General features: G+C 66.4%; 23 protein-coding genes. 14 read left to right on the top strand and 9 right to left on the bottom strand.

Features of this window, described 5'->3' with window-relative positions:
- Positions 1 to 109 precede the first annotated feature (109 nt).
- A complete protein-coding gene (locus tag CLM74_RS20090) occupies positions 110 to 1,189 on the bottom strand; it encodes an alpha/beta fold hydrolase (protein WP_105165058.1) in 1,080 nt (359 codons plus the stop codon).
- 16 nt (positions 1,190 to 1,205) lie between these two features.
- On the bottom strand, positions 1,206 to 2,033 hold the full coding sequence (locus CLM74_RS20085; RefSeq protein WP_105164810.1) for a helix-turn-helix domain-containing protein: 828 nt from the start codon (positions 2,031 to 2,033) through the stop codon (positions 1,206 to 1,208).
- An 82-nt stretch (positions 2,034 to 2,115) separates the two neighbouring features.
- Between CLM74_RS20085 and CLM74_RS20080 the strand changes: the two genes are divergently transcribed.
- From CLM74_RS20080 to CLM74_RS20070, 3 genes are all read left to right on the top strand, one after another.
- Positions 2,116 to 2,601: a hypothetical protein gene (locus CLM74_RS20080; RefSeq protein WP_234003400.1), complete on the top strand. Its 486-nt coding sequence runs from the start codon at positions 2,116 to 2,118 to the stop codon at positions 2,599 to 2,601.
- Between the two features lie 144 nt (positions 2,602 to 2,745).
- Positions 2,746 to 5,151, top strand: coding sequence for a TonB-dependent receptor (locus CLM74_RS20075; protein WP_105164809.1), 2,406 nt, complete (start codon positions 2,746 to 2,748; stop codon positions 5,149 to 5,151).
- Entirely contained in the window at positions 5,151 to 6,452 is a 1,302-nt protein-coding gene (locus CLM74_RS20070; RefSeq protein ID WP_105164808.1) for an aminotransferase class V-fold PLP-dependent enzyme, read from the top strand. The genes CLM74_RS20075 and CLM74_RS20070 overlap by 1 nt, the downstream gene beginning before the upstream one ends.
- Positions 6,453 to 6,628: 176 nt before the next feature.
- Here CLM74_RS20070 and CLM74_RS20065 read toward each other — a convergent pair whose 3' ends face one another.
- From CLM74_RS20065 to CLM74_RS20050, 4 genes are all read right to left on the bottom strand, one after another.
- Entirely contained in the window at positions 6,629 to 8,158 is a 1,530-nt protein-coding gene (locus CLM74_RS20065; protein ID WP_105164807.1) for a PLP-dependent aminotransferase family protein, read from the bottom strand.
- A 9-nt stretch (positions 8,159 to 8,167) separates the two neighbouring features.
- Positions 8,168 to 8,770, bottom strand: a complete 603-nt coding sequence (locus tag CLM74_RS20060; RefSeq protein ID WP_105164806.1) for a DUF6436 domain-containing protein — start codon at positions 8,768 to 8,770, stop codon at positions 8,168 to 8,170.
- Positions 8,770 to 9,030 (bottom strand): hypothetical protein, encoded by a 261-nt coding sequence (locus CLM74_RS20055; protein WP_025877432.1) that lies wholly within the window; start codon positions 9,028 to 9,030, stop codon positions 8,770 to 8,772. The genes CLM74_RS20060 and CLM74_RS20055 overlap by 1 nt, the downstream gene beginning before the upstream one ends.
- A gap of 71 nt (positions 9,031 to 9,101) precedes the next feature.
- Positions 9,102 to 10,517, bottom strand: a complete 1,416-nt coding sequence (locus CLM74_RS20050) for a PLP-dependent aminotransferase family protein (protein WP_025877430.1) — start codon at positions 10,515 to 10,517, stop codon at positions 9,102 to 9,104.
- Between the two features lie 183 nt (positions 10,518 to 10,700).
- Between CLM74_RS20050 and cyoA the strand changes: the two genes are divergently transcribed.
- The 5 genes from cyoA (at position 10,701) to CLM74_RS20025 (ending at position 15,355) form a co-directional block, all read left to right on the top strand.
- Positions 10,701 to 11,606 carry a ubiquinol oxidase subunit II gene (cyoA, locus tag CLM74_RS20045; protein ID WP_105164805.1) on the top strand — a complete coding sequence of 302 codons (906 nt, stop codon included), beginning with the start codon at positions 10,701 to 10,703 and terminating at the stop codon, positions 11,604 to 11,606.
- 5 nt (positions 11,607 to 11,611) lie between these two features.
- Positions 11,612 to 13,588 (top strand): cytochrome o ubiquinol oxidase subunit I, encoded by a 1,977-nt coding sequence (gene cyoB / locus CLM74_RS20040; RefSeq protein WP_105165057.1) that lies wholly within the window; start codon positions 11,612 to 11,614, stop codon positions 13,586 to 13,588.
- A complete protein-coding gene (cyoC, locus tag CLM74_RS20035) occupies positions 13,585 to 14,220 on the top strand; it encodes a cytochrome o ubiquinol oxidase subunit III (RefSeq protein ID WP_080278337.1) in 636 nt (211 codons plus the stop codon). The genes cyoB and cyoC overlap by 4 nt, the downstream gene beginning before the upstream one ends.
- A 1-nt stretch (position 14,221) precedes the next feature.
- Positions 14,222 to 14,554: a cytochrome o ubiquinol oxidase subunit IV gene (cyoD, locus tag CLM74_RS20030; protein WP_025877422.1), complete on the top strand. Its 333-nt coding sequence runs from the start codon at positions 14,222 to 14,224 to the stop codon at positions 14,552 to 14,554.
- A gap of 114 nt (positions 14,555 to 14,668) precedes the next feature.
- Positions 14,669 to 15,355: an SCO family protein gene (locus tag CLM74_RS20025; RefSeq protein ID WP_051501687.1), complete on the top strand. Its 687-nt coding sequence runs from the start codon at positions 14,669 to 14,671 to the stop codon at positions 15,353 to 15,355.
- 286 nt (positions 15,356 to 15,641) lie between these two features.
- Here CLM74_RS20025 and CLM74_RS20020 read toward each other — a convergent pair whose 3' ends face one another.
- The gene (locus CLM74_RS20020; RefSeq protein ID WP_025877417.1) at positions 15,642 to 16,220 is read right to left on the bottom strand and encodes a hypothetical protein; all 579 of its coding nucleotides are present in this window, start codon (positions 16,218 to 16,220) and stop codon (positions 15,642 to 15,644) included.
- Positions 16,220 to 17,986, bottom strand: a complete 1,767-nt coding sequence (locus CLM74_RS20015) for a S8 family serine peptidase (protein WP_025877415.1) — start codon at positions 17,984 to 17,986, stop codon at positions 16,220 to 16,222. The genes CLM74_RS20020 and CLM74_RS20015 overlap by 1 nt, the downstream gene beginning before the upstream one ends.
- Before the next feature lie 507 nt (positions 17,987 to 18,493).
- On the opposite strand from CLM74_RS20015, the gene CLM74_RS20010 reads away from it, so the two are divergent.
- The 5 genes from CLM74_RS20010 to CLM74_RS19990 all read left to right on the top strand — a co-directional run bounded on the left by CLM74_RS20010 (position 18,494) and on the right by CLM74_RS19990 (position 21,518).
- Positions 18,494 to 18,922, top strand: coding sequence for a hypothetical protein (locus tag CLM74_RS20010; protein WP_144435815.1), 429 nt, complete (start codon positions 18,494 to 18,496; stop codon positions 18,920 to 18,922).
- A 60-nt stretch (positions 18,923 to 18,982) separates the two neighbouring features.
- Positions 18,983 to 19,360, top strand: a complete 378-nt coding sequence (locus tag CLM74_RS20005) for a hypothetical protein (protein ID WP_234003399.1) — start codon at positions 18,983 to 18,985, stop codon at positions 19,358 to 19,360.
- The gene (locus CLM74_RS20000; protein WP_032976912.1) at positions 19,357 to 19,680 is read left to right on the top strand and encodes a hypothetical protein; all 324 of its coding nucleotides are present in this window, start codon (positions 19,357 to 19,359) and stop codon (positions 19,678 to 19,680) included. Before CLM74_RS20005 ends, CLM74_RS20000 begins: the two co-directional genes overlap by 4 nt.
- Before the next feature lie 94 nt (positions 19,681 to 19,774).
- Positions 19,775 to 20,215: a DUF2231 domain-containing protein gene (locus CLM74_RS19995; protein WP_025877408.1), complete on the top strand. Its 441-nt coding sequence runs from the start codon at positions 19,775 to 19,777 to the stop codon at positions 20,213 to 20,215.
- Positions 20,208 to 21,518: a sorbosone dehydrogenase family protein gene (locus tag CLM74_RS19990; RefSeq protein WP_105164803.1), complete on the top strand. Its 1,311-nt coding sequence runs from the start codon at positions 20,208 to 20,210 to the stop codon at positions 21,516 to 21,518. Before CLM74_RS19995 ends, CLM74_RS19990 begins: the two co-directional genes overlap by 8 nt.
- Before the next feature lie 50 nt (positions 21,519 to 21,568).
- Here CLM74_RS19990 and CLM74_RS19985 read toward each other — a convergent pair whose 3' ends face one another.
- Positions 21,569 to 22,231 (bottom strand): exopolysaccharide biosynthesis protein, encoded by a 663-nt coding sequence (locus tag CLM74_RS19985; RefSeq protein WP_025877405.1) that lies wholly within the window; start codon positions 22,229 to 22,231, stop codon positions 21,569 to 21,571.
- A gap of 172 nt (positions 22,232 to 22,403) precedes the next feature.
- Here CLM74_RS19985 and yidA point away from each other — a divergent pair, with 172 nt between their 5' ends.
- Entirely contained in the window at positions 22,404 to 23,237 is an 834-nt protein-coding gene (yidA, locus tag CLM74_RS19980; RefSeq protein WP_080149643.1) for a sugar-phosphatase, read from the top strand.
- Positions 23,238 to 23,249: the final 12 nt, after the last annotated feature.

The following is a 23,249-nucleotide window of genomic DNA, read 5'->3' as shown; positions in this document are numbered from 1 at the left end:
TCCGTGGAGCGCTGGGGGCAGTGTAGTCCCGCGCACCTTTGCGCCGCGTCATCACCTGTGCAACGAATCGTTGTTGCCAGCCCTGGCATCGAGCCGTGCTCGACTGTCTTCAGCGCAAGGCTTCCCCGAAAAAGCGTACCGCGTCTTCCACCGCCACGGCATGCGTCTGCTCCTTCGGTACCGCAGTCATGCACAGCGCCTGCAGCCGCTCATCTGCCAGCGGCGTGCAGGCAGACAGGAAATCGTAGTGGCCGACACCGGGCAGCGCGTGCAGCGTTGCTTTCGGAATCAGTGCCGCCGCCACATCACCGTTGGTCGCTGGCGGCGCCACTTCATCCGCTGAACCCAGCACGATCATCACCGGCTGCCGCAACGCCTTCAGCTGCTCCGGTGCAAACGCCTGCACGATGGCGGGCGCCAGCACGAACACCGCGCGCACGCCGGCAATCGAACGATCATCCTGTGCATGCTGCACGTACGGTTGCAGTTGTGGTGACGCCGCCGCAGCAAGACGCGCCGCCATCGTATGCGCGGCCGCTTCCTGCTGCGGCCTGCACACGCCGTCGTCCGGGTGCGCCTGGCAGAACGCCAGCAGCCGCGTCATGTCCGGCCGTGCGCCGGCGCTGAGCAGTGCGGTGAAGCCGCCAGCGGAATAACCCACCACGCCCAGCCGCGACGCATCAACATGTGGCCCCAGCTGCGGGTCGGCCTGCACGGCCGCCAGCGCCGCCTTCAGGTCGTCGGCGCGCAGCCAGGTCAGCACGCTGCCGGCCAGCGTCATCTCATCGGCGCCGTTGTTGCCGGGGTGGTCCACGGCGATCACCAGGTAGCCAGCCCGTGCCAGCGCGGTGCCCAGCCACCCCATCATGCGCGCGGTGCCGCCATTGCCATGCGACAGCAACAGGGTTGGCAGGCGCCCGCCGGCAATGGGGGCATCCTTCGCCGCGCGCCCCACCTCGAACAGCGGCGCATCCGGTGGCCCGATGGTCAGCGGCGTTTCTTCGCTGCCTGGCATTGCCGGGTACCACACGGTGAAGCGCAGCACCTCGCGCTGAGCACCGTCGCGGATCGCCGCGCTGTTCAGCGTTGTCACGCCATGACGTTCACCGGCAATGGTGGGAGCGGCCGCCATCGCCATCGGCGCCAGAGCAGCCAGCAGCAAGGTCAACATCCATCGTGTCGCGCGCATCATCGGTTTCTCCGGGTCAGTCAGGACGGTGATCGACCGGCAGCCAGATCTCCACGCCGCCATGGCCGGTATGCTCGTCGAAGCGGGTGTCGTAGCGTTCAAGATCCGGCGCGTTGGCCAGGTGGAGGCTGCTTGCCGGCAGGTACTGGTCCAGCAGCCAGAACCAGGTCGAGCGGATGGTGGAGATATGGGCGCCATGCCAGGCCACCAGGTAACGGCGCGCAGGCACATCCACCCGCTGCCAGTGTGCAGGCACCGATGGCAGTGCGTTCACCGGCAAGGCTGCGATGTAGTCGAAGCCACCCTCGTCGTCGCTGTTGCAGCACACACCGAAACTGACCGGCGCCGGTGTTGGCCATTCGCGGTTGAGCTGTGCCCACTGCCCGGGAATCGCACCGCCGCTGTCGCGGCTGTGGCGCATGCCGATGCCGGCCACCTGGAAGGTCGTGCAGTCGATCAGCCTGGGCGCCTCGGTGCAGGCCTGTGGCGCGTCGTCGAGGCGGATCGCGTGCACCAGTGCCAGTTCCTGCAGGCCCCGCTCGCGCACGCGCTCCGGGGTCTGCCCGAACTGCTCGCAGAAGGCACGGGTGAACGCGGCATGCGTGCTGTAACCGGCTGCCAACGCCACCTGCAGGATGTCGCCGGCACCGTTGGCCAGCTGTTGCGCGGCGGCGGTCAGGCGACGTCCACGCAGGTAGCGCACCACCGACGTGCCGGTGCGGACCTGGAACAGGCGTGACAGGTGGAAGGGCGACAGTCCGGCGGCTGCCGCGATGTCGGCCAGCGCCAGCGGCTTGTCGGCATGGCTTTCGATGTACCACAACGCTTTGCCGGCTGCGCTCATCGCGCTTTCCCTCGTTCGAATGCCGGGCAGCGTACCGGATCGACGGGGTGGGGCGCTTAGCAGTTCTTGCGCCGGCAGGGCTTTGCGTTTGCCGTTGCACCGGCAACAATGCGGTCTTCATGGACACGATCGAGGCCAGGGACATGCCGGAAGTCACCGCTATCAGCCAGACCGCGCAGATCGCCGCATGGTGATGATCATTGCGATTGCCCTGCTGCCGGCGCTGCTGCCACTGGCGCTGCTGGTGCTCATGTGGCGGCGGGCACCGCGCTGGCGCGGGGACCCCTGGCTGTACCGGGTGATGTTCTCATTGCTGGCAGCACTGCTGGCGCCCACGTTGTTGATGGCAGGCCATGGCGGCCTGCCGTGCCCGACCATCGGTGGCCTTGTGCTGGTGCTCATGGACCTTGAGTGGATCGGCCAACTGCAGGTGAACCTGATTGCCTTCGGAACCGAGGACACTGCCATCCTCTCCGCGCCTTTCCTGTTCGTTTTCGCGATCGCGCTGTTCATCCCGCTGCGCACGGCGCGGCCCGCCGTCTTCGGCTTCGACGACGACGCTGCATAGCGCAGAGCCCGGCATGGGTGGCGGCTGCACCTCCAGCGGTCGCAACTGTCGTCTCCACGTCATCGCTGCTTCACATCCCGCCCCGAGACTGCGCGCCTTGTCCAGGTCCCACCTGGCCCTGTCGTGCCTTCCCGGAGTCCTGCCGTGCATCGTTCGAAGCTGTCGCGTTCCATCCTCCTCGCCCTTGGTCTGGTCAGCGCAGGAGGCGCGATCGCTGCAGATGCCGGAACGGCAGGCACCAGCAGCGGTGGCAACGCCGCTGCGCCCACCCAGCTCGATGCGATGCTGGTCACCGGTACCCGTGCCTCCAACCGCACCCAGTTTGAAACCCTGGCGCCGGTGGACGTGTTCACCAAGCAGGACATCCAGTCGGTCGACTCCACCGACCTGAAGGACGTGCTGGCGCAGCTGGTGCCTTCGTTCGTGGTGCAGCGCCTGCCGATGGCCGATGGCCAGGTGTTCGTGCGCCCGGCCACGCTGCGTGGCCTGTCGCCGGACCAGACGCTGGTGCTGGTCAACGGCCGCCGCTTCCATCGCAGTGCGTTGCTTGGCAACCGCGGCGCACAGGCCGCCGACCTGGCGCAGATTCCAACCAGCGCCATCAAGCGCATCGAAGTGCTGCGCGATGGCGCGTCGGCGCAGTACGGCTCGGATGCCATCGCCGGTGTCATCAACATCATCCTGGAGGACAGCCCGGGCACCGAGATCACTGCGGGCTATTCGCAGTACGCGCAGGGCGATGGCGGCTCGCGCGACTTCAGTGCGCGCACCGGCTGGGCGCTGGGTGACTACGGCAGCCTCGCCCTGTTCGCCGAATCGTCCAACTCCGATGCGACCTCACGCACGCGCCAGCGTCCCGACGCCATCGCCTTCCAGGCCGCGCATCCCGAACTGGACGTGCCCAACCCGGTGCAGCGCTGGGGCCAGCCGGAGCTGGAAAGCCGCCGCGTGGGCTTCAACCTGAAGGCCAATGCCAGCGACACCCTGGAGTTGTATGCCTTCGGCCTGTACAGCCACAGCGACGGCGTCAGCGATTTCAACTGGCGCAACCCCGATACCACCACCGGCGCGTACCGTACGACCAGCATCTTCCCGGGCTGGAACCTGCGCTCGCTGTATCCAGTGGGCTTCAGCCCGCAGTACGGCAACACCCAGAACGACCTGCAGCTGGTTGCGGGCCTGCGGGGTGAGATCACGCCCAAGCTGCGCTGGGACCTGAGCGCCTCGTATGGCCGCAATGCCATCGACTACAGCCTGGACAACTCCATCAACGCCTCGCTGGGCCCGGACAGCCCGACCTCCTTCGACCTCGGCCGGCTGACCCAGACCGAGAAGAATGCCAATGCGGACTTCAACTACGAATGGGACGTGGCTGCGCTGTCGAAGCCGGTCAACGTCGCCTTCGGCGCCGAATTCCGCCAGGAGACCTACCAGGTGCGCGCCGGCGACCCGGCCTCGTATGCGGTGGGCCGTGGCGCTGCGGCGGGCCTGGAAGCCAATTCCAACGGCGCGCCGGGCTTCTCGGCCAGCCAGGCCGGGCAGTGGAGCCAGCGCAGCAAGGCCGCCTACGTGGACATGGAAGTGCCGCTGGGCGAGCGCTGGAGCATCGGCGCGGCCGGTCGCTATGAAGACTTCTCCAGCTTCGGCAGCACGGTGGATGGCAAGCTGTCGGCACGTTTTGCGATCACCCCGGACGTGGCGCTGCGCGGCACGCTCTCCACCGGCTTCCGCGCGCCCACGCCGGCCCAGCTCAACACCACCAGCACCACCCAGGGCCTGGACACGCGCACGTTACAGATCTTCACCAGCGGCCGCCTGTCGCCCAGCGATCCGTTGGCGCAGCTGCTGGGTGCCAAGCCGCTGACCCCGGAAGAATCGCGCACGGCCTCGCTGGGCCTGACCTGGCGCACCGAGCTGGGCCTGTCCGGGTCGGTCGATGTCTACCGGATCACGCTCAGCGACCGCTTCAGCCAGTCGGCCAGCTTCGCCATTCCGGCCGGCACGCCGAACCCGCTGGGCTATACCTCGGTGAACTACTTCACCAACGATTTCGACACCACCACCACCGGCGTGGATGTGGTCGGCAACTACCTGCGCGACCTCGGCGCAGGGCGGATGACGCTGACCCTGGCTTACAACTACAACCAGACCCGCGTCGACAACGGCAGCACCTCGGTGGCCACCAACGAAACCCAGCGCGTGCTGTTCGAAGACCGCCTGCCCGAGCACAAGGGCAGCTTCACCGGCAGCTGGGACGTCGGCGCCTGGTCGTTGATGGCACGCGTGCGCTATTACGGCAAGTGGACCGACTCCACCGGCAATGCCACCGGCGATATCTACCAGCAGTTCGGTGCGATGACCTTCCTCGACCTGGCCGTGGGCTATCGCATCAACGAACACCACAGCCTGCGCGTGGGCGCCGACAACCTGTTCGACCGCTACCCGGATGAGGCCACCTTCCAGGCCAGCCGTGGCCTGATCTATTCGCGCAACGCGCCGTACGACACCGACGGCGCCAACGTGTACGCGCAGTACCGGCTGACCTTCTGATGGACAGCCGCCGCCGTTCCCTGCTGCGTGCCGGCGCGCTGCTGCCGGCCAGTGCGGCGCTTGCCGCGCTGGCTGCTCCGACGGCCGCGCGCTACGCTGTGCCGATGGACATTCCTGCACCTTCCACGACGCCGGATGTGCTGGCCCGTGACGAGTCGTACTGGGCCGCCGTCGCCAGCCACTTCGACATCACCGATGAAGTGAACCACCTGGAGAACGGCTACTGGGGCGCGATGGGCAAGCAGACCCTGGCCAGCTACCAGCGGCATACCGCCGAAGTGAACCGGGGCAATGCCTGGTACGGTCGCCACGCGTTCCCGGCGCAGTACGTGGCCGTGCATCGGCAGGTGGCCGACATGCTTGGCGTCGGCGCCGACGAGATCGCGCTGACCCGTGGCGCCACCGAAGCGATGCTCGCGCTGATCGGCGGCTACAACCGGTTGGCCGCGGGCGACCAGGTGCTGTACGCCGACATCGACTACGACAGCATGATCAACGCGATGCGCTGGTTGCAGCAGCGTCGTGGCGTGCAGGTCGAGCGCATCGCACTACCGGTGGTGCCCACCCATGAGCAGATCCTGCAGGCCTACGATGAGGCGTTCGCGCGCCTGCCGCGCCTGAAACTGGTACTGCTGACCCAGGTCAGCCACCGCCATGGGCTGGTGCTGCCGGTGGCCGAGCTCGCCGAGCGTGCGCGGGCGCGCGGCATCGATGTGATTGTTGACGCCGCACATGGCTTTGGCCAGATCGACTACGCGGTGCCGGACCTCAAGGCCGATTTCGTTGGCATCAACCTGCACAAGTGGATCGGCGCACCGGTGGGCGTGGGCGCGATGTACGTGCGCAAAGGACGCGTGGCCGACCTGGATCCGTACATGGGCGAGACCGACGACGGCCGCGTGGGCAGTCGCGTGCACACCGGCACGGTCAACTTCGCCGCCTATCTGGCGCTGCCGGAGGCCATCGCGCTGCATCAGCGCATCGGCGCAGCGAACAAGCAGGCGCGGCTGCGCTACCTGCGTGAGCGCTGGACGGTGGCGGCGCGGCAGATGGCGCATATCGAGGTGCTGTCGTCGCCGGATCCGGCGTTGGCCAGTGCATTGGCCAGCTTCCGCCTGCGTGGCCATGACTCGGTGGAAGACAACCTGGCGCTGCAGAAACGGCTGCTGGATGAACATCGGATATTCACCACCCATCGCGATGGCCTGGACTCCGGCGCCTGCGTGCGGGTGACACCATCGGTGTTCACCCGCCCCGCGCAGATGGATGCGCTGGTGCAGGCGTTGGCCGCGCTGGGGTAGTGCCGGCCGCTGGCCGGCAACCTCATGACCGTAGTGTGCATGCCGTTGCCGGCCAGCGGCCGGCACGACCAGGCGCAACACCCATCCACGCATGGCGTGAACGGGCATTGCCAACCAAGGTTGGCATCTACCGGAACAGGCCCAGTAGATCCACGCCATGCGTGGATGCCTTTCCACTACCGGTCAATGGCCGGCAGCGCATCGGACAACAACAACCGATCGATCCGCCGCAGCGCGTTTTCCAGTTGCCGCCGGTCCGCAGCCAATCCCAACGACAGTCGCACGCCGCACGCGAACGGCGCGCCCGGCGGACAGAACGCCGATGAAGGCGCGATCGCCAGGCCCTGCAGCTGCGCCGTACGCACCAGCGTGGCGTCGGTCCACGGCGCTGGCACCCGGCACCACGCATGCAGCCCATCGGCGCGCTCCAGCAATGAGGGCGCCAGCAGATACCGCGCCATCCGCGTGCGCTCGCGCGCTTCCTCGCGCACCTGCGCCAGCAGCGCCTGCGCCGAGCCATCCAGCAGCAGCTGGCTGGCCAGTGCGGATACCAGCGGGTGACCCATCAACCGCGTGGCACGCAGTGCGGTGGCCATCGCCTCGGCATGGGCGGCGCCCGGGCATTGCACGAACGCGGTACGCAGGCCGGGGCTGATCACCTTTGAAAGCGTGGCCACATGGAACACGTGTCGCGGTGCCAGCGTCGCCAGCGGAATGGGCGCGGTGACGGCCAGATGCCAGTACGGATCGTCCTCGATCGCCAGCAGGCCTTCGCGCTCCAGCACCCGCGCCAGCGCTTCGCGCCGCGTGGTGGGCACGGTCAGTGCCGTTGGGTTCTGGCAGGTGGGGTTGAGGTAGACCAGTCGCGCGCCGCATTCCCGCGCCCGGCGGGCCAGCGCCTCCGGGCACATGCCGTGTTCGTCGCCCTCCACCGTGACCAGCCGCCGTCCCAGTGCGGCGGCGGCCTGCAGCAGACCCGGATACACCAGCCGATCGCAGAGGATCGCATCGCCCTCGCGCCCCTGGCTGAGCAGGATCGCCGCCAGCGCCACCTGCGCGCCTTCGGTCAGCAGCAGGCGAGCATCGTCCACCGTGCCCAGCATCGGCTGCAGCCAGCGCGCCGCCGCGTGGCGGTCGGTCGGGTTGCCACCGCCCAGGTGATAGGTCATCAGGTTCGGCGCATTGCTGCGCGCAAGCACCGCCGCTGCGCCTCGACGCAGCATTTCCGCCAGTGCATCGGCGTCGGGTACCGGTGGCACGTTCATGCTGAGATCGACGGCCTGGTCAAAGCCCGCCTTGGGCGGCGCGATGAAGCTGCCCTGTGGCCCGCGTGCTTCGATCAGCCCACGCTTGCGTGCTTCATCGAAGGCGCGGGTCACCGTGGTCAGATCCACGCCGAGCTGCTGCGCCAACGCGCGCTGCGAGGGCAGCCGTTGTCCGGGCGCAAGGCCACCGCGATTGATGGTGCGTTCCAGCGTGTTGACGATGCGCAGGTAGATCGGGCCGCTGTGCACGTGCACGTCCTGCACCCAGCCCAGCCCTGCAATGCCAGGCCCTGCGACATCGTGTCGCGGCATGTACGGAGGATGTCGGGGCGTATCGTTGCTTCCAACGGCGGGAGCCTGTCCATAACCATCGGTCGGTTCGGACAGGTGACCGCCGTTGTTGTTTGTGGCGGCTGCGCCGGCCAGCGTCGGTGATGTCATCGCGCGTCCTCAGCGCTGGGCCTGCCAGGGGCAGTAGCAGCCCACGGCAAGCAGTCCTTTCGGGCGCACGGTTTCCCCGCGCACCAGTTTGTCCAGCAACGGTTCGACGAAGCTGTTGGCCGAATTGCAGACCATGCCGATGCTGTACGGGCCGGCATAGGCCAGGTGGCCCTGGCGGTCCCAGATCGCCACCGCCGGGCTGGCCGGAATGTTCCCGATGCCGTCAATGGTCGGCAGGGTGATCACCTTGCTGCGCAGCGGCTCAGGCAGTTCACCCTGGGTGCCGGGTCGGCGGATGGCATAGAAGTCGATGCCGGCGCGGCGATACATGCTGATCAGGTAGCTGAGGTGGGCACCGGTTTCGCGGTTGCACACGCCGCAGGCCGGGTCCCAGAAATGCACCACGCGGATGCGGCCGGTGTCGCCGGCCAGTTCCGCCGGCAACCGCAGCTGCGAGTCATCGAAGACGATGGCCTGTTCGGCGAACGTGGACTGCTCGCCATAGCCGAAGTACTGCCACAGTGCCGCCGCCACGCCGGCCATGAACAGGCAGGCGAGGGCGATCATCACCGGCAGCATCGAACGGCGTGGGCGCGGCGCGGCTGCGCCCATCAGGAGCCGTCCGCGCCGAACTTGTGCACGTACTGCTTGCGCATCTCGCGGCAGGAGTCGGCCTGGGCGCGGCGCTGGATCTCGCTGCGCGCCGCGTCCTCGCTGCGTTGCAGGCACTGTTCAATGGCGTGGCGCTCGGCGGCCTGCACATCCACGGTCTGCGGTTGCAGGCAGACCCAGGCCAGGGCGGCCAGCATCAGCACGACGAACCCGCCGCAGCCGGCCATCACCAGGTGGAACTTCAGTTTGTCGGCGGCCATCTGCGGCACATCCTCCGTCCATACATTGCATACAAGATATCATCTTGTATGGGTATGACCCACGGGATGGCTCAGACGATCGCCGAATGCCGCGCGTCGGGCGCCTCGGACAGGATCTCGTTCAGCTTGGCCAGCGCGCCGGCCAGTGCCTCCTGGTCCACCGCACCGCCCAGCGACAGGCGGATGGCGTTGCCCGGTGGCGGTTCCTCCACGCTGAAGGCGTCGGAGCTGGCAATGCCCAGGCCCTGTTCCTGTGCCGCCTGGATCAGCCGGTACTGGTCCAGCCGCGGCGGCAACGGCAGCCACACATGCAGGCCGGCCGGGTGGGCCTGGCGGCGGGCGGGCAGGTAGCGGGCAGCAATGGCCTGGCGCTCGCGCAGTTCCTGCTGGAAGCGCTGCACCATCGCCTGCGCCTGGCCGGTGCGGATCCAGTGCGAGGCCACGGCCACCATCGACTGGGTGGGCATCAGCGCGATCGCACGCAGGGCGTCCAGCACCGGCTCCATCGGCTCGCCGCCCGGCACCACCAGGTAGGCCGTGCGCAGGCCGGGGGCCAGACACTTGGACAGGGTGGAGATGTAGTAGACCGGGCAGCCACCGTCGGCCAGCGCGGCCAGCGGCGGGGCGGCATCGCCGGCCAGCAGCCAGTAGGGATCGTCCTCGACCACGGTCAGTTCGTGCCGCCTTGCCACCGCCAGCAGGGCCTGCCGGCGCTGCGCCGACATCGTCGCCGTGGTCGGGTTCTGGATGGTCGGCACCAGGTACAGCAGGCGCGGCCGGCGCTGCTGGCAGGCTTCGTCCAGGGCATCGGGCAGCATGCCCTCGGCGTCCATCGCCACCGGCACCACGCCCCGCTGCAGCACGCGCGCAGCGGCCAGCAGGCCCGGGTAGGTCAACTGCTCGGCGGCGATCAGTTCGCCCGGCTGGGTGCGGGCCAGGATCAGTGCGCACAGCGCAGTCTGCGCGCCGGGGCAGATCACCACCCGCTCGGCGCCCACCGGGCCGAGCACCGGCGCCAGCCATTGCACGGCCGCAGCGCGGTCGTCGCGGCTGCCGGCACCGACGTGGTAGCTCATCAGCTCGCCCTGGCCCAGCTGCTGGCCCAGGTGCTGGAACCCGGCCTCCATGCCCTGTGCGAACGGCGCGCTGCCCAGCAGCGGCGGGATGTTCATGCTCAGGTCGACCGAGGTGCTGCGGTTGCCGGCGGACATCGCAATGAAGGTGCCGCCCGCGCCCTGCGCGTCCAGCAGGCCGGCCTGGCGCAGTTCGGCGAAGGCGCGGGTGACCGTGGTCAGGTCCACCCCCACCTGCTGGGCCAGGTCGCGCTGCGGCGGCAGGCGATCGCCCGGCCGCAGCACGCCATCGTCCACCGCCTCACGCACCTGCTGGGCGATCTGCAGGTACAGCGGTCCTGCGCCCTCACGGAACGGGCGGACCCAGGTCCGGTTGGGGTGTTTCAGGCGGCGGCCGGCAGCAGGAGGCGTCATCGGTCGGATTTTTCCATACGTGCAGATGCACAAGTCCATACAATGCTGTATCTTGTATGGGCTTGATTGGAGTGGCTCGCCTGCTTGTAGGCGACCTCGTACCCACAGTGTAGCCGCTCCACGCCCGGGCGCTGCGCGCAGGCGAGCCGGTCAAGCGCGCATCTTCAACAGGGTTGACCACCAATGAATATCTGCTGGAACCGCATCCGCCTGGCGCTGGTCGCCCTGGCCTGCATCGCCCTGACGGGCTGCGATTGGGTGCTGCTGGATTCGAAGGGCATGGTCGGGATCGCACAGCGCGACCTGATCCTGATCTGCATCGGCCTGATGCTGATCGTCGTCGTGCCGGCCATCGTGCTGACCTTCGTGTTCGCCTGGCGCTTCCGCGCCGGCAATACCAAGGCGAAGTACACGCCGGACTGGTCGCACTCCACCAAGGTGGAAGTGGTGGTCTGGGGCGTGCCGTTGCTGATCATCGCGGTGCTGGCGGTGATCGTGTGGAAGTCCACCCACGAGCTCGATCCGTACAAGCCGCTGGACGTGGCCGGCGAACCGCTGCACGTGGACGTGATCGCCACCGACTGGAAGTGGGTGTTCGTGTACCCGGACCTGGGCATCGCCACCGTCAACCAGCTCAACTTCCCGGCCAACCGCGCGCTGGCGTTCAACATCACCTCCAACTCGACGATGAACACCTTCTTCATCCCGCAGCTGGGTGGACAGATCTACGCGATGGCCGGCATGCGCACGCAGCTGCACCTGATCGCCAACGAGCCCGGCCAGTTCCGTGGCATGTCCGGCAACTACAGCGGCCATGGCTTCTCGAACATGAAGTTCATCGCCACCGCCAGCAGCACCGAAGACTTCGATCGCTGGGTGGCCGAGGTGCGCAGCGCGCCGGATGCGCTCAGCTTCGAGCAGTTCAAGGCGCTGGCCGCGCCGTCGAAGAACGCGCCGGTGCAGCACTTCTCCAGCGTCGAACCGCTGCTGTTCAAGAAGGTCATCGACCAGTTCATCGGCGTTGGTGAGAACACCGCTGCTGCAACCCCGGCGGGCGCTGCCGGCGGTGCCCAGGTTTCCCAGGAGTAATGAACATGTTGGGTAAATTGACGTGGGAGGCCGTGCCGCTGCACGAGCCGATCGTCGTGGTCACGTTGGCGGCCATGGTGCTGGGCGGCCTCGCGCTGCTCGGCGCGGTGAGCTATTTCAAGCTGTGGGGCGTGCTCTGGCGCGACTGGTTCACCACGGTGGACCACAAGAAGATCGGCATCATGTACGTGGTCGTCGCGCTGGTCATGCTGGTGCGCGGCTTCGCCGATGCACTGATGATGCGCGCACAGCTGGCGGCGGCCGGGCCGGGCAGCGATGGCTTCCTGCCACCGGAACACTACGACCAGATCTTCACCGCGCACGGCGTGATCATGATCTTCTTCGTGGCCACTCCGTTTGTGGTCGGCCTGATGAACATCATCGTGCCGCTGCAGATCGGCGCGCGCGACATGGCGTTCCCGTTCCTCAACGCCTTCAGCTTCTGGATCTTCGTGGTCGGCGCTGCGCTGATGATGATCTCGCTGGGTGTTGGCGAATTCGCGATGACCGGCTGGGTCGCCTATCCGCCGCTGTCGGGCATCGAGTTCAGTCCCGGGGTCGGTGTCGATTACTACATCTGGGCGTTGCAGGCCTCCGGCATCGGTACCCTGCTGACCGGCGTCAACCTGTTCATCACCATCCTGCGCATGCGTGCGCCGGGCATGACGCTGATGAAGATGCCGGTGTTCACCTGGACCGTGCTGGTCACCAGCGTGATCATCATCGCCGCCTTCCCGATCCTGACCGTAGCCCTGGGTGCGCTCACCCTGGACCGCTACCTGGACTTCAACTTCTACACCAACACGTTGGGTGGCAACCCGATGATGTACGTGAACCTGGTGTGGGCCTGGGGCCACCCGGAGGTGTACATCCTGGTGCTGCCGGCGTTCGGCATCTTCTCTGAAGTGACCGCCACGTTCTCGCGCAAGAAGCTGTTCGGCTACAAGTCGATGGTCGGCGCCACCCTCGCGATCGGCATCCTGTCCTTCATCGTCTGGCTGCACCACTTCTTCACCATGGGCTCCGGTGCCAGCGTCAATGCCTTCTTCGGCATCATGACGATGATCATCGCCATCCCCACCGGCGTGAAGATCTTCACCTGGTTGTTCACCATGTACGGCGGCCGCGTGGAGTTCAGCGTGCCGATGCTGTGGACCATCGCCTTCCTGGTCACCTTCACCATCGGTGGCATGACCGGCGTGCTGCTGGCCATTCCGGGCGCGGACTTCCTGCTGCACAACAGCCTGTTCCTGGTCGCGCACTTCCACAACACCATCATCGGCGGTGCGCTGTTCGGCTATCTGGCCGGCTTCGTCTACTGGTTCCCGAAGGTGTTCGGCTTCACCCTCAACGAGCGCCTGGGCAAGTGGTCCTTCGCCTGCTGGGTGATCGGCTTCTACCTGGCCTTCATGCCCCTGTACATGCTGGGCTTCATGGGCATGACCCGGCGCATGAACCAGTACGACAACCCGGCGTGGACGCCGTACCTGATCGCCGCCTTCATCGGTGCGCTGTTCGTGTTCGCGGGCATCATCCTGATGCTGGTGCAGATCTACGTCAGCGTGCGCGACCGCAAGCGCAACCTCGACCTCACCGGCGACCCGTGGAATGCACGCACGCTGGAATGGGCCACGCCGTCGCCGCCGCCGTTCTACAACTTCGCCGTGGTGCCCAAGGCCGATGAGCTGGACGCCTTCCACGAAGCGAAGAAGCGTGGCCTGCCGCCGCCGCCGAAGAAGTACGCACCGATCCACATGCCGAAGAACACCGGTGTGCCGCTGATCCTAAACGTCTGGATCCTGGTGCTGTGCTTCGCCCTGGTGTGGCACATCTGGTGGATGGCCGGTGCCAGCTTCATCGCGATGATCGTCACCCTGATCGCGCGCTCCTACAACGAGGACGTGGATTACTACGTCAGCTCCGAAGAGGTGGCGCGTACCGAAGCGGCCAACCACGCCAAGCTGCAGGAGGCAGGCGCATGAACCTGTTGACCCGTCCGCAACTGGACAGCGATGTGCTGGTCCACGACGACCATCATGAGCACGATCACGCCCACGAACAGGGCGGCATGAAGGTGTTCGGCATGTGGGTGTACCTCATGTCCGACCTGGTGCTGTTCGGCTCGCTGTTTGCCTCGTACGCGGTGCTCAGCACCGCCTACGCCGGCGGCCCGACCGGCAAGGAACTGTTCTCGCTGCCGTTCGTGATGGCCGAGACCTTCATCCTGCTGGTGTCCAGCATCACCTATGGCCAGGCCGTGCTGGCCATGCACCGCCTGGACAAGGCGGCGGTGCTGCGCTGGCTGGGCGTGACCTTCGTGCTCGGTGCCTCGTTCATCGGCATGGAGCTGTACGAGTTCTCGCACCTCATCCATGAAGGTGCCGGTCCCAGCACCAGTGCCTACCTGTCGGCGTTCTTCGCCCTGGTTGCCACCCACGGCCTGCACGTGGCCAGCGGCCTGATCTGGATGGCGGTGGTGATGCACCAGGTGTATCGCCGCGGCCTCACCCCGACCAACATCACCCGCGTGTCCTGCCTGAGCCTGTTCTGGCACTTCCTGGACCTGGTGTGGATCTGCGTCTTCACCTTCGTCTACCTGATCGGAGCCTTCTGACATGGCCCACGTCGAAACCTCGCGCGCCGGCAATGCGCACGGTTCCACCAAGTCCTACCTGATCGGCTTCGTGCTGTGCGCGCTGCTGACGGTGGTGCCGTTCGCGCTGGTGATGAACCCGGTGCTGTCGCGGCCGGTCACCCTGTTCCTGCTGGTCGGCTTCGCGGTCGCGCAGATCCTGGTGCAGCTGGTGTACTTCCTGCACATGGACCGCAAGTCCGAAGGTGGCTGGAACCTCGCCAGCTTCGTGTTCACCCTGGTGATCCTGTTCATCGTGGTCGCGTTGTCGATCTGGATCATCTGGAGCATGCACTACCACATGATGATCAACTGACCGTGGCCGGGGCGATCGGCAAGGAGTGCGCGATCGCCCTGGCACCTCAGCCCTCTCTTCCCCCAGGGCAGGCCTGACCGAGACCGCGCCCACCTCGTGTTGGTGGTACCCGTGATGCGTGTTGCTTCCGTTGTTCGTTCCCTGCGCCTGCCGCTGCTTGCCGCAGGCCTCGCACTCGGCCTGCTGGCCGGCTGCAGCGCGCAGTCGCGCATGGATTTCTATTCCAAGGACATCGCCTGCGAAGAGCTGGGCCAGCACTGGACCATGCCTGACAGCGCCGGCACCCTGCGTGGCCCGAAGGACCTGCAGGGGCAGGTGACCTACCTGTTCTTCGGCTTCACCAGCTGCCCGGACGTGTGCCCGACCACCATGGTCGAACTGAGCCAGGTCAAGCACCTGATGGGCAAGGATGCCGACCAGCTGCAGGTGGTGTTCGTCAGCGTCGATCCGGCGCGCGATACCCCCGAAGTCGCGCATACCTATGTGCATGCGTTCGACCCGAAGGCGATGGCACTGGTCGGTGACGAGGCTCAGCTCTCGGCGATGGCCAGTGACTTCAAGGCGTTCTACGAGAAGGAGCCCGGGCAGCTGCCGGACACCTACACGATGAGCCACATCGCTGGCGGCTACGTGTTCGACCGCCAAGGTCGCCTGCGCCTGTTCGCGCCCTACGGCATGCCGGTGGAGCAGCTGTTCTCGGACGTGCAGCGGTTGCTGCTGGAGCCGGAACATCCGGCCGCAGGCAGTGAAGCGTTGGCGGCGTGCAAGCTGCCGCACAGCGCGAGCGTCGCCGCACGCTGAACGACGCATCGCCCTGGTAGGTGTCGACCTTGGTCGACACGCGATGAATGAATCTGGTGGGTGCCGACATCGGGATTCTGGCGGGTGCCGACATTGGGAATCTGGTGCATGCCGACCGTTGGGATTCTGGTGGATGCCATTGGAATCTGGTGGATGCCATTGGATTGTGGTGGATGCCATTGGATTGTGGTGGGTGCCGACCGTTGGTCGGCACGCCCTCCCGCTCGCCAATCCCCCGACCGGCCAGGAGAGCCAACCGGCCGGGGGCACCACGCAACGCCCTAGATCACTTCTTCTCTTCCCACTGCACCACGTCCGGCTCGGCCGCGCGCACGCCCGCAGTCGACAGCAGCCGGGTGCTCGCATCCAGCGCCGCGTTCACCGACGGGTATTCCACGATGGCCAGACCGGCAGCTTTGGACACCTTCACCACGGTGCCGCCCGTGGCCTTCGCCGCGCGCTGTGCAGATGCCGCATCGGTAAAGAACACCTTCACCCGCGAGGTCGCCACCACCGGCGCACCATCGTTGGACACCGCAGCGGCGAACTTGCCGGCGCCGGCATCAGCGCCAGCTGCTGCCGCGCCATCCAGCGAACGCTTGCTGCGCGAGCTGGTGGTGGCCGCTGCCTGCGGCGTGATCCGGAACTGGCCGCCCGCAGCCTGCTGCACCGTGGTCGACGGGGACAGCTGGAAACGCGTGCCGCCCACGTCGAACGAACGGCCGGTGGCCGAAGCTTTCAGCTCCTGCGCATCCACGGTGGACAGGCTCCGTGCCGGAGGGGTCTGCCCCGAGCTCTGTGCCCAGGCAGGGGAGGTCATCGCCGCGAAGGCGAGCGTGCTCAACAGAATGGTCGTTTTCATCATCAGTGCCCCAGAACGCGGATCTTGAAGAATTCGAGGTTGCCGCGCGATGCAGCATTCGCGGCCTGCCCCATGTCGGTCACTTCCAGCGTCCAGGTGCCGGTGGCACTTTCATCCAGGAAGGCATTGCTGGACAGCAGATCCCAGTTGGTGAAGTTGCGCTGCACGCCGTTGGTACCCGAACCGATGGCGGTGAAGGCCGGCTGCACCACGCTGCGCGTACCACTGGGCGAAACAAGCACGAACTGCAGCTGGCGGGTATTGCTGTGGTTCACCCGGAAGCCCAGCTGCACCGACTCGATGTTGCGTGCGCCATTGGCCAGCTGGAAGGTCAACCGCGCGGCGGCGGCGGAGGTGTTGCCGATGGCCACCGTGCGCGTGGTGGTGCGCCAGCCCGTATCCAGCAGCGGGCCCAACGACTGGAAGTTCTCGGCGACCTGCACGGCGCGCGCCGCGTTGACCACACCGAACCCGTACCAGTTGCTGTAAGCGCGGTTGGCTGCATTCACCGTCCAGCCCGGCACCAGCGTGCGGCCGTCGGCCAGCGTCACCGCCGGCTGGTTCGGATGGTTGCGGGTGGCCGTGGTGGCCAGGATGTACTTCACATCGCGGTAGGACAGGTTCGGGTTGGCCTCCAGCACCAGCGCCGCCACGCCCGACACCATCGGCGCCGACGCCGACGTACCGTTCATCTTCGCGGTGTAGTTGCACGTGCTGTCGATCGCCGACAGGTTGCTGTCCAGCGTGTTCTGGCGGTTGGTGTTCTTGTTGCTGCCCTGCGTGCAGCCGGTCACGTCGGTGGTGACGATGGCCGGATCGTACGCACGTGCCACCAGGTTCGGTGCGTACTGCGCCTGCAGGCCGTACTCGCCACCAAAGGCCGACACCCACAGTGCCGAACCGGTGGACGAGTACGACGAACGCACGCCATCGGCGCGCACCGCACCCACGGTGATCACGTTGAACAGGTTGTTGCGTGGATCGCGACCAGCCGGCACACAGCCGGTGTTGCGGTTCTTGGTATCGGTGGTGCAGACGTCCTGGGTCTGGCTGATCGAGGCGTTGTTGAAGTTGTTGCCGGCTGACTTCACGTAGATGCCGCCGCGGCCACCGCGCGTGCCCGACAGTGCCTGCTCGTACGAACTCACCGTGTTCTGGCTGTAGGCCACGGGCAGGTTGGGGTTGCCCGGGCCAGCGCCCCAGCTGTTGTTGAACACCTGCACATCGGCCGACTCGGCGCCATCCCACCAGGCGTATTCGATGTTGCTCTGCTGGTTGCCCTGCGCATTGGAGGCCAGCACGTTGAAGCCCTTCAGCGTTGCCGCCGGGGCCACGCCACGCACGCCCAGGTTGTTGGCGCCCACCGCACCGGCAATGCCGCCCACCATCGTGCCGTGGTTGTCCGCATCGGGATTGGACGGCGTGGGATTGTTGGAGCCGTTGGCGAAGTTCTTGCCCGCTACCGCCGCCACGTTCGCGGCCAGGTCCGGGTGGGCGATCTGCAGGCCGTCATCGACGATGCCGATCACCACGCCCTGGCCACGGATGCCATTGCGGAACAGGCCATCGACGTTGAGATCGTTGCCGGCCACCGGCAGCGTATCGGCCGGCACCGTCTGCCCGGTATTGAGCAGATGCCACTGGATACCCGCCAGTGGGTCGGCCTGTTGCGCCTGGGCGGTAACGGCCAGGCTGCCCAGTACCAGGGCAGTGGCCAGGGCCAGGCGCGCAGAGCGCGGTGGCGCGGAGCGTTGCGTGTGTCGCTTCATACACGAATCCTTCTGTTGTGAATCGGCATGGCAGGACGGCGGGGCGGATCTGCCCCATCGCAACGAGCCAAACGCGACACAACGAACAACCCCCTACCTCTTCACGCAGCCGATGTGCGGATGTGCCAAATACGTCACAAACACTTATGCCGCCTTGTAATGACGACTGCGCGCAAGCATCTTCACGCCGCCTTCGTCTATTCCATCCGCACACCATCCTGCGCATGTTCGGCCAACCTGCGACACACCAGCAGCACACCATCAGGGATCGTTGCTTGGAACGGGATGGACACCGCACCGCCGCCACATGCGCATTCCTATGGCTGCATGGCCAGCAGAACCGAGCCGATGCGCTGCTGATCCTGGTCTAAGGGAGTGTACGAAGCGGATGGGCGCTGCTGGGATGGCGACCCCGTGCAGATGCCAGCATCGCGTCCTGCATGTGCCCGCAGTATTCTTTCTCTGCCGGGGCCGCGACCCCATAGCTGATGGTTCGGGATGAACACAATGATGGGCAGTAGCCTGCTGGCACTCATGGTGCTGGCGCTCTCCGGATGCGAAGTTCTCAGCGCCCGCTACGCCACGCTCCAGGAAGCCGCTGCGGACGAGGCCATCGAGCGTGGCTGGTTGCCTGAGTGGCTACCCATCGATGCGATCGATATCCAGGAAACGCATGATCTGGACAGCAACGAATCCTGGTTGGTGTTCCGAACGACCAGCGGCCGGTTGAACCTGCCGGCTGATTGCGTTGAGACAACCACACCTGTCATTCCCGAACGTGCCGCCATGCGGAAGTATCCCGGCTTCGCGCGCAAGGCACGCGATTTGGCTGCCAGTAGTACCGGCCCATTCAAGAAATGTCCTGGACGTCTCAACGATCGTTGGATCCTGCAGGATCGGGAAACGGGATGGAACTACAGCTGGTTGAACGGGTGATCGATGGCCGGCAACGCAACGCGACCCGCCCGCGCACATGCAGACCAGAAGCCACTCACCGTGGCTACCATCCGCAAGGTGGTGCTGTCGATGTATCACCGTGGCCACGATTACTGGACCGACGCCGACATCGCCGAGCTGCTGCCGGAGCTCACCGCATTCAACATCACCACGGTGAAGCAGCTGCGCCTGCTGATGAAACGGCACCGCCGCGCGCTGCTGCGGGAGGAAAGCACAAAGATGCCCCGGGCACAGACGCTGGATCTGCTGGCAGGGGGCGGTTGGCATGGCATCGATGTGCACGCCAATACCAGCTGGTTCGCCATTGGCGGCCTGGTCCGCATCAGCATGGAACACGAATTCGGCTTCGAGACTATGCTGCCATTCCATGAGATACGGGACGCTGCCATGGAGCTGGATGCGGAGGCGCAGACGTGAAGAACCTGGCGTGGCTGTTGGCGATGGCAGCCGTGTTTTACGTGGGGGGATGCTCGGCTACTTCCATCCTGGCCGAGCGCGGCATCGCTTCCCTGCAGCCCGGGGACCGTCGAGAGGCGGTCATCGATGCGCTGGGCGCACCCGATGTCACAGAGCCGCGTGGACAACGGTTTTCCCGCTATGCCAGCACCCCATGCAGTGGCACCTGCGTGGAACGGCTGTGGTACGAAAATCAATTCCTGCCCCATATCGAGGCGTGGTCCGTGGAGCTGGATGGCACTGGCCACGTCGTGCGGACTTCGCATTGGGCATCGCCATAGCGTCGAGGCCATCCGATGCCCAGATCATCGCACCCCCTCCCGCCCCCCTGTGCTACTACAGCCCGTGCACCCCTTCCCCGAACGGAGCACGACCATGGTCAATCCCGTCGCCCAGGCCCATCGCGGCCTCGGCACAACACTCTTCAGCCTGTTGAATCCGATACCGTTCGGCTTCTTCGTGGCCGGCCTCATTTTCGACATCCTCTACCTCAACACCGCTGAAGTGATGTGGGGCAAGTCGGCGGCGTGGCTGATCACCTTCGGCCTGCTGATCGCCATCCTGCCGCGGCTGATCAACCTGTTCGCGGTCTGGCGCCGCAACGGCACCGCCACCGGCACCGACCGCCTCGATTTCCTGCTCAACCTGGTCGCCATCGTGCTGGCCGTCTGGAACGCCTTCGTGCACAGCCGCGACGCCTATGCGGCGGCGGTGCCGGGCACCATCCTCTCCGCGCTGACGGTGGCACTGATCGCGCTCGGCTTCATCGTGCTTTCACTGCAGCAGCCGGTGCTGCAAGGAGCCCGTCATGGCTAAGCGCATCCTGCCTGCCGTGGGCGTGCTCTCGTTGTCCCTGGCGTTGGTCGCCTGTGCCGGCAAGGCCGAATACCACCCGGCCGACCAGTCCGGTGCACAGCCACCGCTGCCCGCGCCGCAGAACTACCTGTTGCCGCCGATGCAGGTGCCCAAGGGCGTGGGCTGGGCCGAGGGCCAGGCACCGTCGGTGGCCGACGGCCTGAAGATCGAACGCATCGCTGCCAACCTGCAGCACCCGCGCCGGCTGCTGTCGCTGCCCAATGGTGATGTGCTGGTAGTGGAAGGCAACGGTCCCGGCGAAGAGCCGGTCACCACGCCCAAGCAGTGGATCGCCGGCAAGGTGAAGGCGCGCTCGGGCAAGGCCGGCAAGGGCGGCAACCGGGTCACGTTGCTGCGGCGCGCGCCGGGCACCGGCACCTGGACCCAGCACGTGTACATCGAAAACCTGCACTCGCCGTTCGGCATCCAGCTGATCGGTGACACGCTGTATGTGGCCAACACCGGCAACATCATGAAATACCACTACGTGCCGGGCGAAACCCGCATGTCCGACAAGGGCAGCGAGTTCACCGACCTGCCCAGCACCATCAACCACCATTGGACCAAGGAACTGCTGGCCAGCCGCGATGGCAGCAAGCTGTACGTGGGCGTGGGCTCCAACAGCAACATCACCGAGAACGGCCTGGCCGTCGAGTACCGCCGTGCGGTGGTGCTGGAAGTGGACGTGGCCACCAGCGGCAGCCGCATCTACGCCTCGGGCCTGCGCAACCCCACCGGCCTGGACTGGGAGCCGAGCACCGGCAAGCTGTGGGCGGTGGTGAACGAACGCGACGAGATCGGTGCCGACCTGGTGCCCGATTACCTCACCTCGGTGCAGGAGCACGGCTTCTACGGCTGGCCCTACAGCTACTACGGCCAGCATGTGGACGAGCGCGTGCAGCCGCAGCGGCCGGATCTGGTGGCCAAGGCAATCCGTCCGGACTTCGCCATCGGCTCGCACGTGGCACCGCTGGGCCTGCTGTTCTACACCGGCCAGGCGTTGCCGGCGAAGTACCACGGCGGTGCCTTCATCGGCGAGCACGGCAGCTGGGACCGCTCGCCCCTGAGCGGCTACGAAGTGGTGTACGTGCCGTTCAAGGACGGCAAGCCGGCCGGCCGCCCGGAAGCGGTGGTGAGCGGGTTTGCGTCCAAGGACGAGAAGACGCTGATGGGCGCGCCGGTGGGCATGGCCATCGATGCGGAGGGCGCGCTGCTGGTCGCCGATGATGTGGGCGACGTGGTGTGGCGGGTGTCGGCGAAGTAGCCGGCTGCCCGCGCATCACCCGTGTTGTAGAGCCGAGCCGATGCTCGGCTCTACAACGCCGATGACCCGCTGCGGAAGCCACTGAACACTGATTCGGCCGCAAAGCCTACGCCGCCCAGCAGCACACCGAAGTACACCACCGACGCCACCACGAAGCCGTAGCCGGCTGCCACCGCCGCGCCATCGCGCTGGATGAAACCGATGGCGAAGGACATCAGCGCCAGCGCCGGCAGCGTGTTGCTGAAGGGAATCGGTCCGGCCGGCAGCATCAGCAGGATCGTGGCGAACACCAGCGCCAGGTTGTTCAACCGCATCATCTTCTTCGAGCGCACCATCGCTGCCAGCCGCATCGGCCGGGACAACCGCTCCATCCGATGCACCCATTTCAGGGCACGGCCCAGGTTGGCTTTCAGCTTGTCGGTGGCGATCTGCTTGTCGGCCAATCGCTGCGGCACCCACAACGGACGGTCGCGTACGCGGCTCAGGCCGATCAGCAGGATGGACGCACCGAACACCGTGCTCAGCCCGGGAATCGATACCGGAATCAGGAAGATCGCCGACAGCAGGATCACCACCAGCATCAGGCCTTCGTCGCCCAGCGCATGCAGCAGCGTGCCGACGCGGATATGGTCGCCGGGCAGGCCGTCGATCAGGTCTTCAATCTGCTGGGCGAGAGGGGCGGTGTCAGTGGCGTCGGGCGCTTGGTAGGTCATGCGTCGAAAGAGTGTCCAGGGAAGGGCGGTCGATAGGGCCGTCCTGCGGTGGGGGACGCACAGGCCCCACGAGTATCCCCGGCCAGCGCCCCGCAGAGGTGAACGATGCATGAGGCCGGCGTTGCCAGGCGGCCTGGCCTAAAATGGGCGTCCCCCGCACTGGTTGAAGATGATGGACATGGGTCGCAGGCAATCGACCATCGAACTGGTCGCCATCGATATGGATGGCACCCTGCTGGACCCCGCCCACAAGCTCACCGCGCGCGTGAAGCAGGCCATCGCCCAGGCGCGCGCGCTGGGCGTGCACATCGTGTTGACCAGCGGCCGCCCGGTTCCAGGGCTGGCGCCGTTCCTGCATGAGCTTGGCATCGAGGGCGACGATGACTACTGCATCGCCTGCAACGGCGGCCTGGTGCAGCGCATCGGCCCGCGCGAAACCGTTGTCGAGTATCCGCTCAGCTTCGACGATTTCGTGTACTGCGAACAGGTCGCCCGCGAGATCGGCGTGCACTTCCAGGCACTGGACGCGCAGCGCATGTACACGCCCAACCAGGACATCAGCATCTACACCGTGGCCGATTCGCATCTTTCGCGCATGCCACTGTCGTACCGCCGCGTGGCCGACATGGACCCTGGCATGTCCTTCATCAAGCTGATGATGATCGACGAGCCGGACGTGCTGGATGCTGCCATCGCGCGCTTGCCAGCCGCGCTGACCGAGCGTTTCGCGGTACTGAAGAGCGCGCCGTTCTTCCTGGAAGTATTCGACCACCGCGCCGGCAAGGGGCCAAGCCTGCAGAAGCTGGCCGAGCACCTGGGCATCGACCGCGCCAACGTGATGGCCATCGGCGACCAGGAGAACGACCTCACCATGCTGCAGTACGCCGGCACCAGCGTGGCGATGGGCAATGCCATCGATGCGGTGAAGGCCGTGGCGCGCTTCGAGACCGCCACCAACGCCGATGAAGGCGTGGCCAGGGCGATCGAGCGCTTCGTGCTGCAGTAAGAAGCCGGCAAT

Origin of the sequence: Stenotrophomonas sp. MYb57, assembly GCF_002966815.1 — a bacterium.
Taxonomy (GTDB): Bacteria; Pseudomonadota; Gammaproteobacteria; order Xanthomonadales; family Xanthomonadaceae; genus Stenotrophomonas; species Stenotrophomonas indicatrix.
The sequence above is the reverse complement of the archived record's forward strand: the minus strand, read 5'-3'. Positions and strand labels throughout refer to the sequence as shown.

Coding starts and splice junctions, on each gene's coding strand:
- CLM74_RS20090 (WP_105165058.1), bottom strand. CDS start 1,189: ATGCGCGCGACACGATGGATGTTGACCTTGCTGCTGGCTGCTCTGGCG.
- CLM74_RS20085 (WP_105164810.1), bottom strand. CDS start 2,033: ATGAGCGCAGCCGGCAAAGCGTTGTGGTACATCGAAAGCCATGCCGAC.
- CLM74_RS20070 (WP_105164808.1), top strand. CDS start 5,151: ATGGACAGCCGCCGCCGTTCCCTGCTGCGTGCCGGCGCGCTGCTGCCG.
- CLM74_RS20065 (WP_105164807.1), bottom strand. CDS start 8,158: ATGACATCACCGACGCTGGCCGGCGCAGCCGCCACAAACAACAACGGC.
- CLM74_RS20060 (WP_105164806.1), bottom strand. CDS start 8,770: ATGGGCGCAGCCGCGCCGCGCCCACGCCGTTCGATGCTGCCGGTGATG.
- CLM74_RS20055 (WP_025877432.1), bottom strand. CDS start 9,030: ATGGCCGCCGACAAACTGAAGTTCCACCTGGTGATGGCCGGCTGCGGC.
- CLM74_RS20050 (WP_025877430.1), bottom strand. CDS start 10,517: ATGACGCCTCCTGCTGCCGGCCGCCGCCTGAAACACCCCAACCGGACC.
- cyoA (WP_105164805.1), top strand. CDS start 10,701: ATGAATATCTGCTGGAACCGCATCCGCCTGGCGCTGGTCGCCCTGGCC.
- cyoB (WP_105165057.1), top strand. CDS start 11,612: ATGTTGGGTAAATTGACGTGGGAGGCCGTGCCGCTGCACGAGCCGATC.
- cyoC (WP_080278337.1), top strand. CDS start 13,585: ATGAACCTGTTGACCCGTCCGCAACTGGACAGCGATGTGCTGGTCCAC.
- cyoD (WP_025877422.1), top strand. CDS start 14,222: ATGGCCCACGTCGAAACCTCGCGCGCCGGCAATGCGCACGGTTCCACC.
- CLM74_RS20025 (WP_051501687.1), top strand. CDS start 14,669: ATGCGTGTTGCTTCCGTTGTTCGTTCCCTGCGCCTGCCGCTGCTTGCC.
- CLM74_RS20020 (WP_025877417.1), bottom strand. CDS start 16,220: ATGATGAAAACGACCATTCTGTTGAGCACGCTCGCCTTCGCGGCGATG.
- CLM74_RS20015 (WP_025877415.1), bottom strand. CDS start 17,986: ATGAAGCGACACACGCAACGCTCCGCGCCACCGCGCTCTGCGCGCCTG.
- CLM74_RS20010 (WP_144435815.1), top strand. CDS start 18,494: ATGATGGGCAGTAGCCTGCTGGCACTCATGGTGCTGGCGCTCTCCGGA.
- CLM74_RS19995 (WP_025877408.1), top strand. CDS start 19,775: ATGGTCAATCCCGTCGCCCAGGCCCATCGCGGCCTCGGCACAACACTC.
- CLM74_RS19990 (WP_105164803.1), top strand. CDS start 20,208: ATGGCTAAGCGCATCCTGCCTGCCGTGGGCGTGCTCTCGTTGTCCCTG.
- CLM74_RS19985 (WP_025877405.1), bottom strand. CDS start 22,231: ATGACCTACCAAGCGCCCGACGCCACTGACACCGCCCCTCTCGCCCAG.
- yidA (WP_080149643.1), top strand. CDS start 22,404: ATGGACATGGGTCGCAGGCAATCGACCATCGAACTGGTCGCCATCGAT.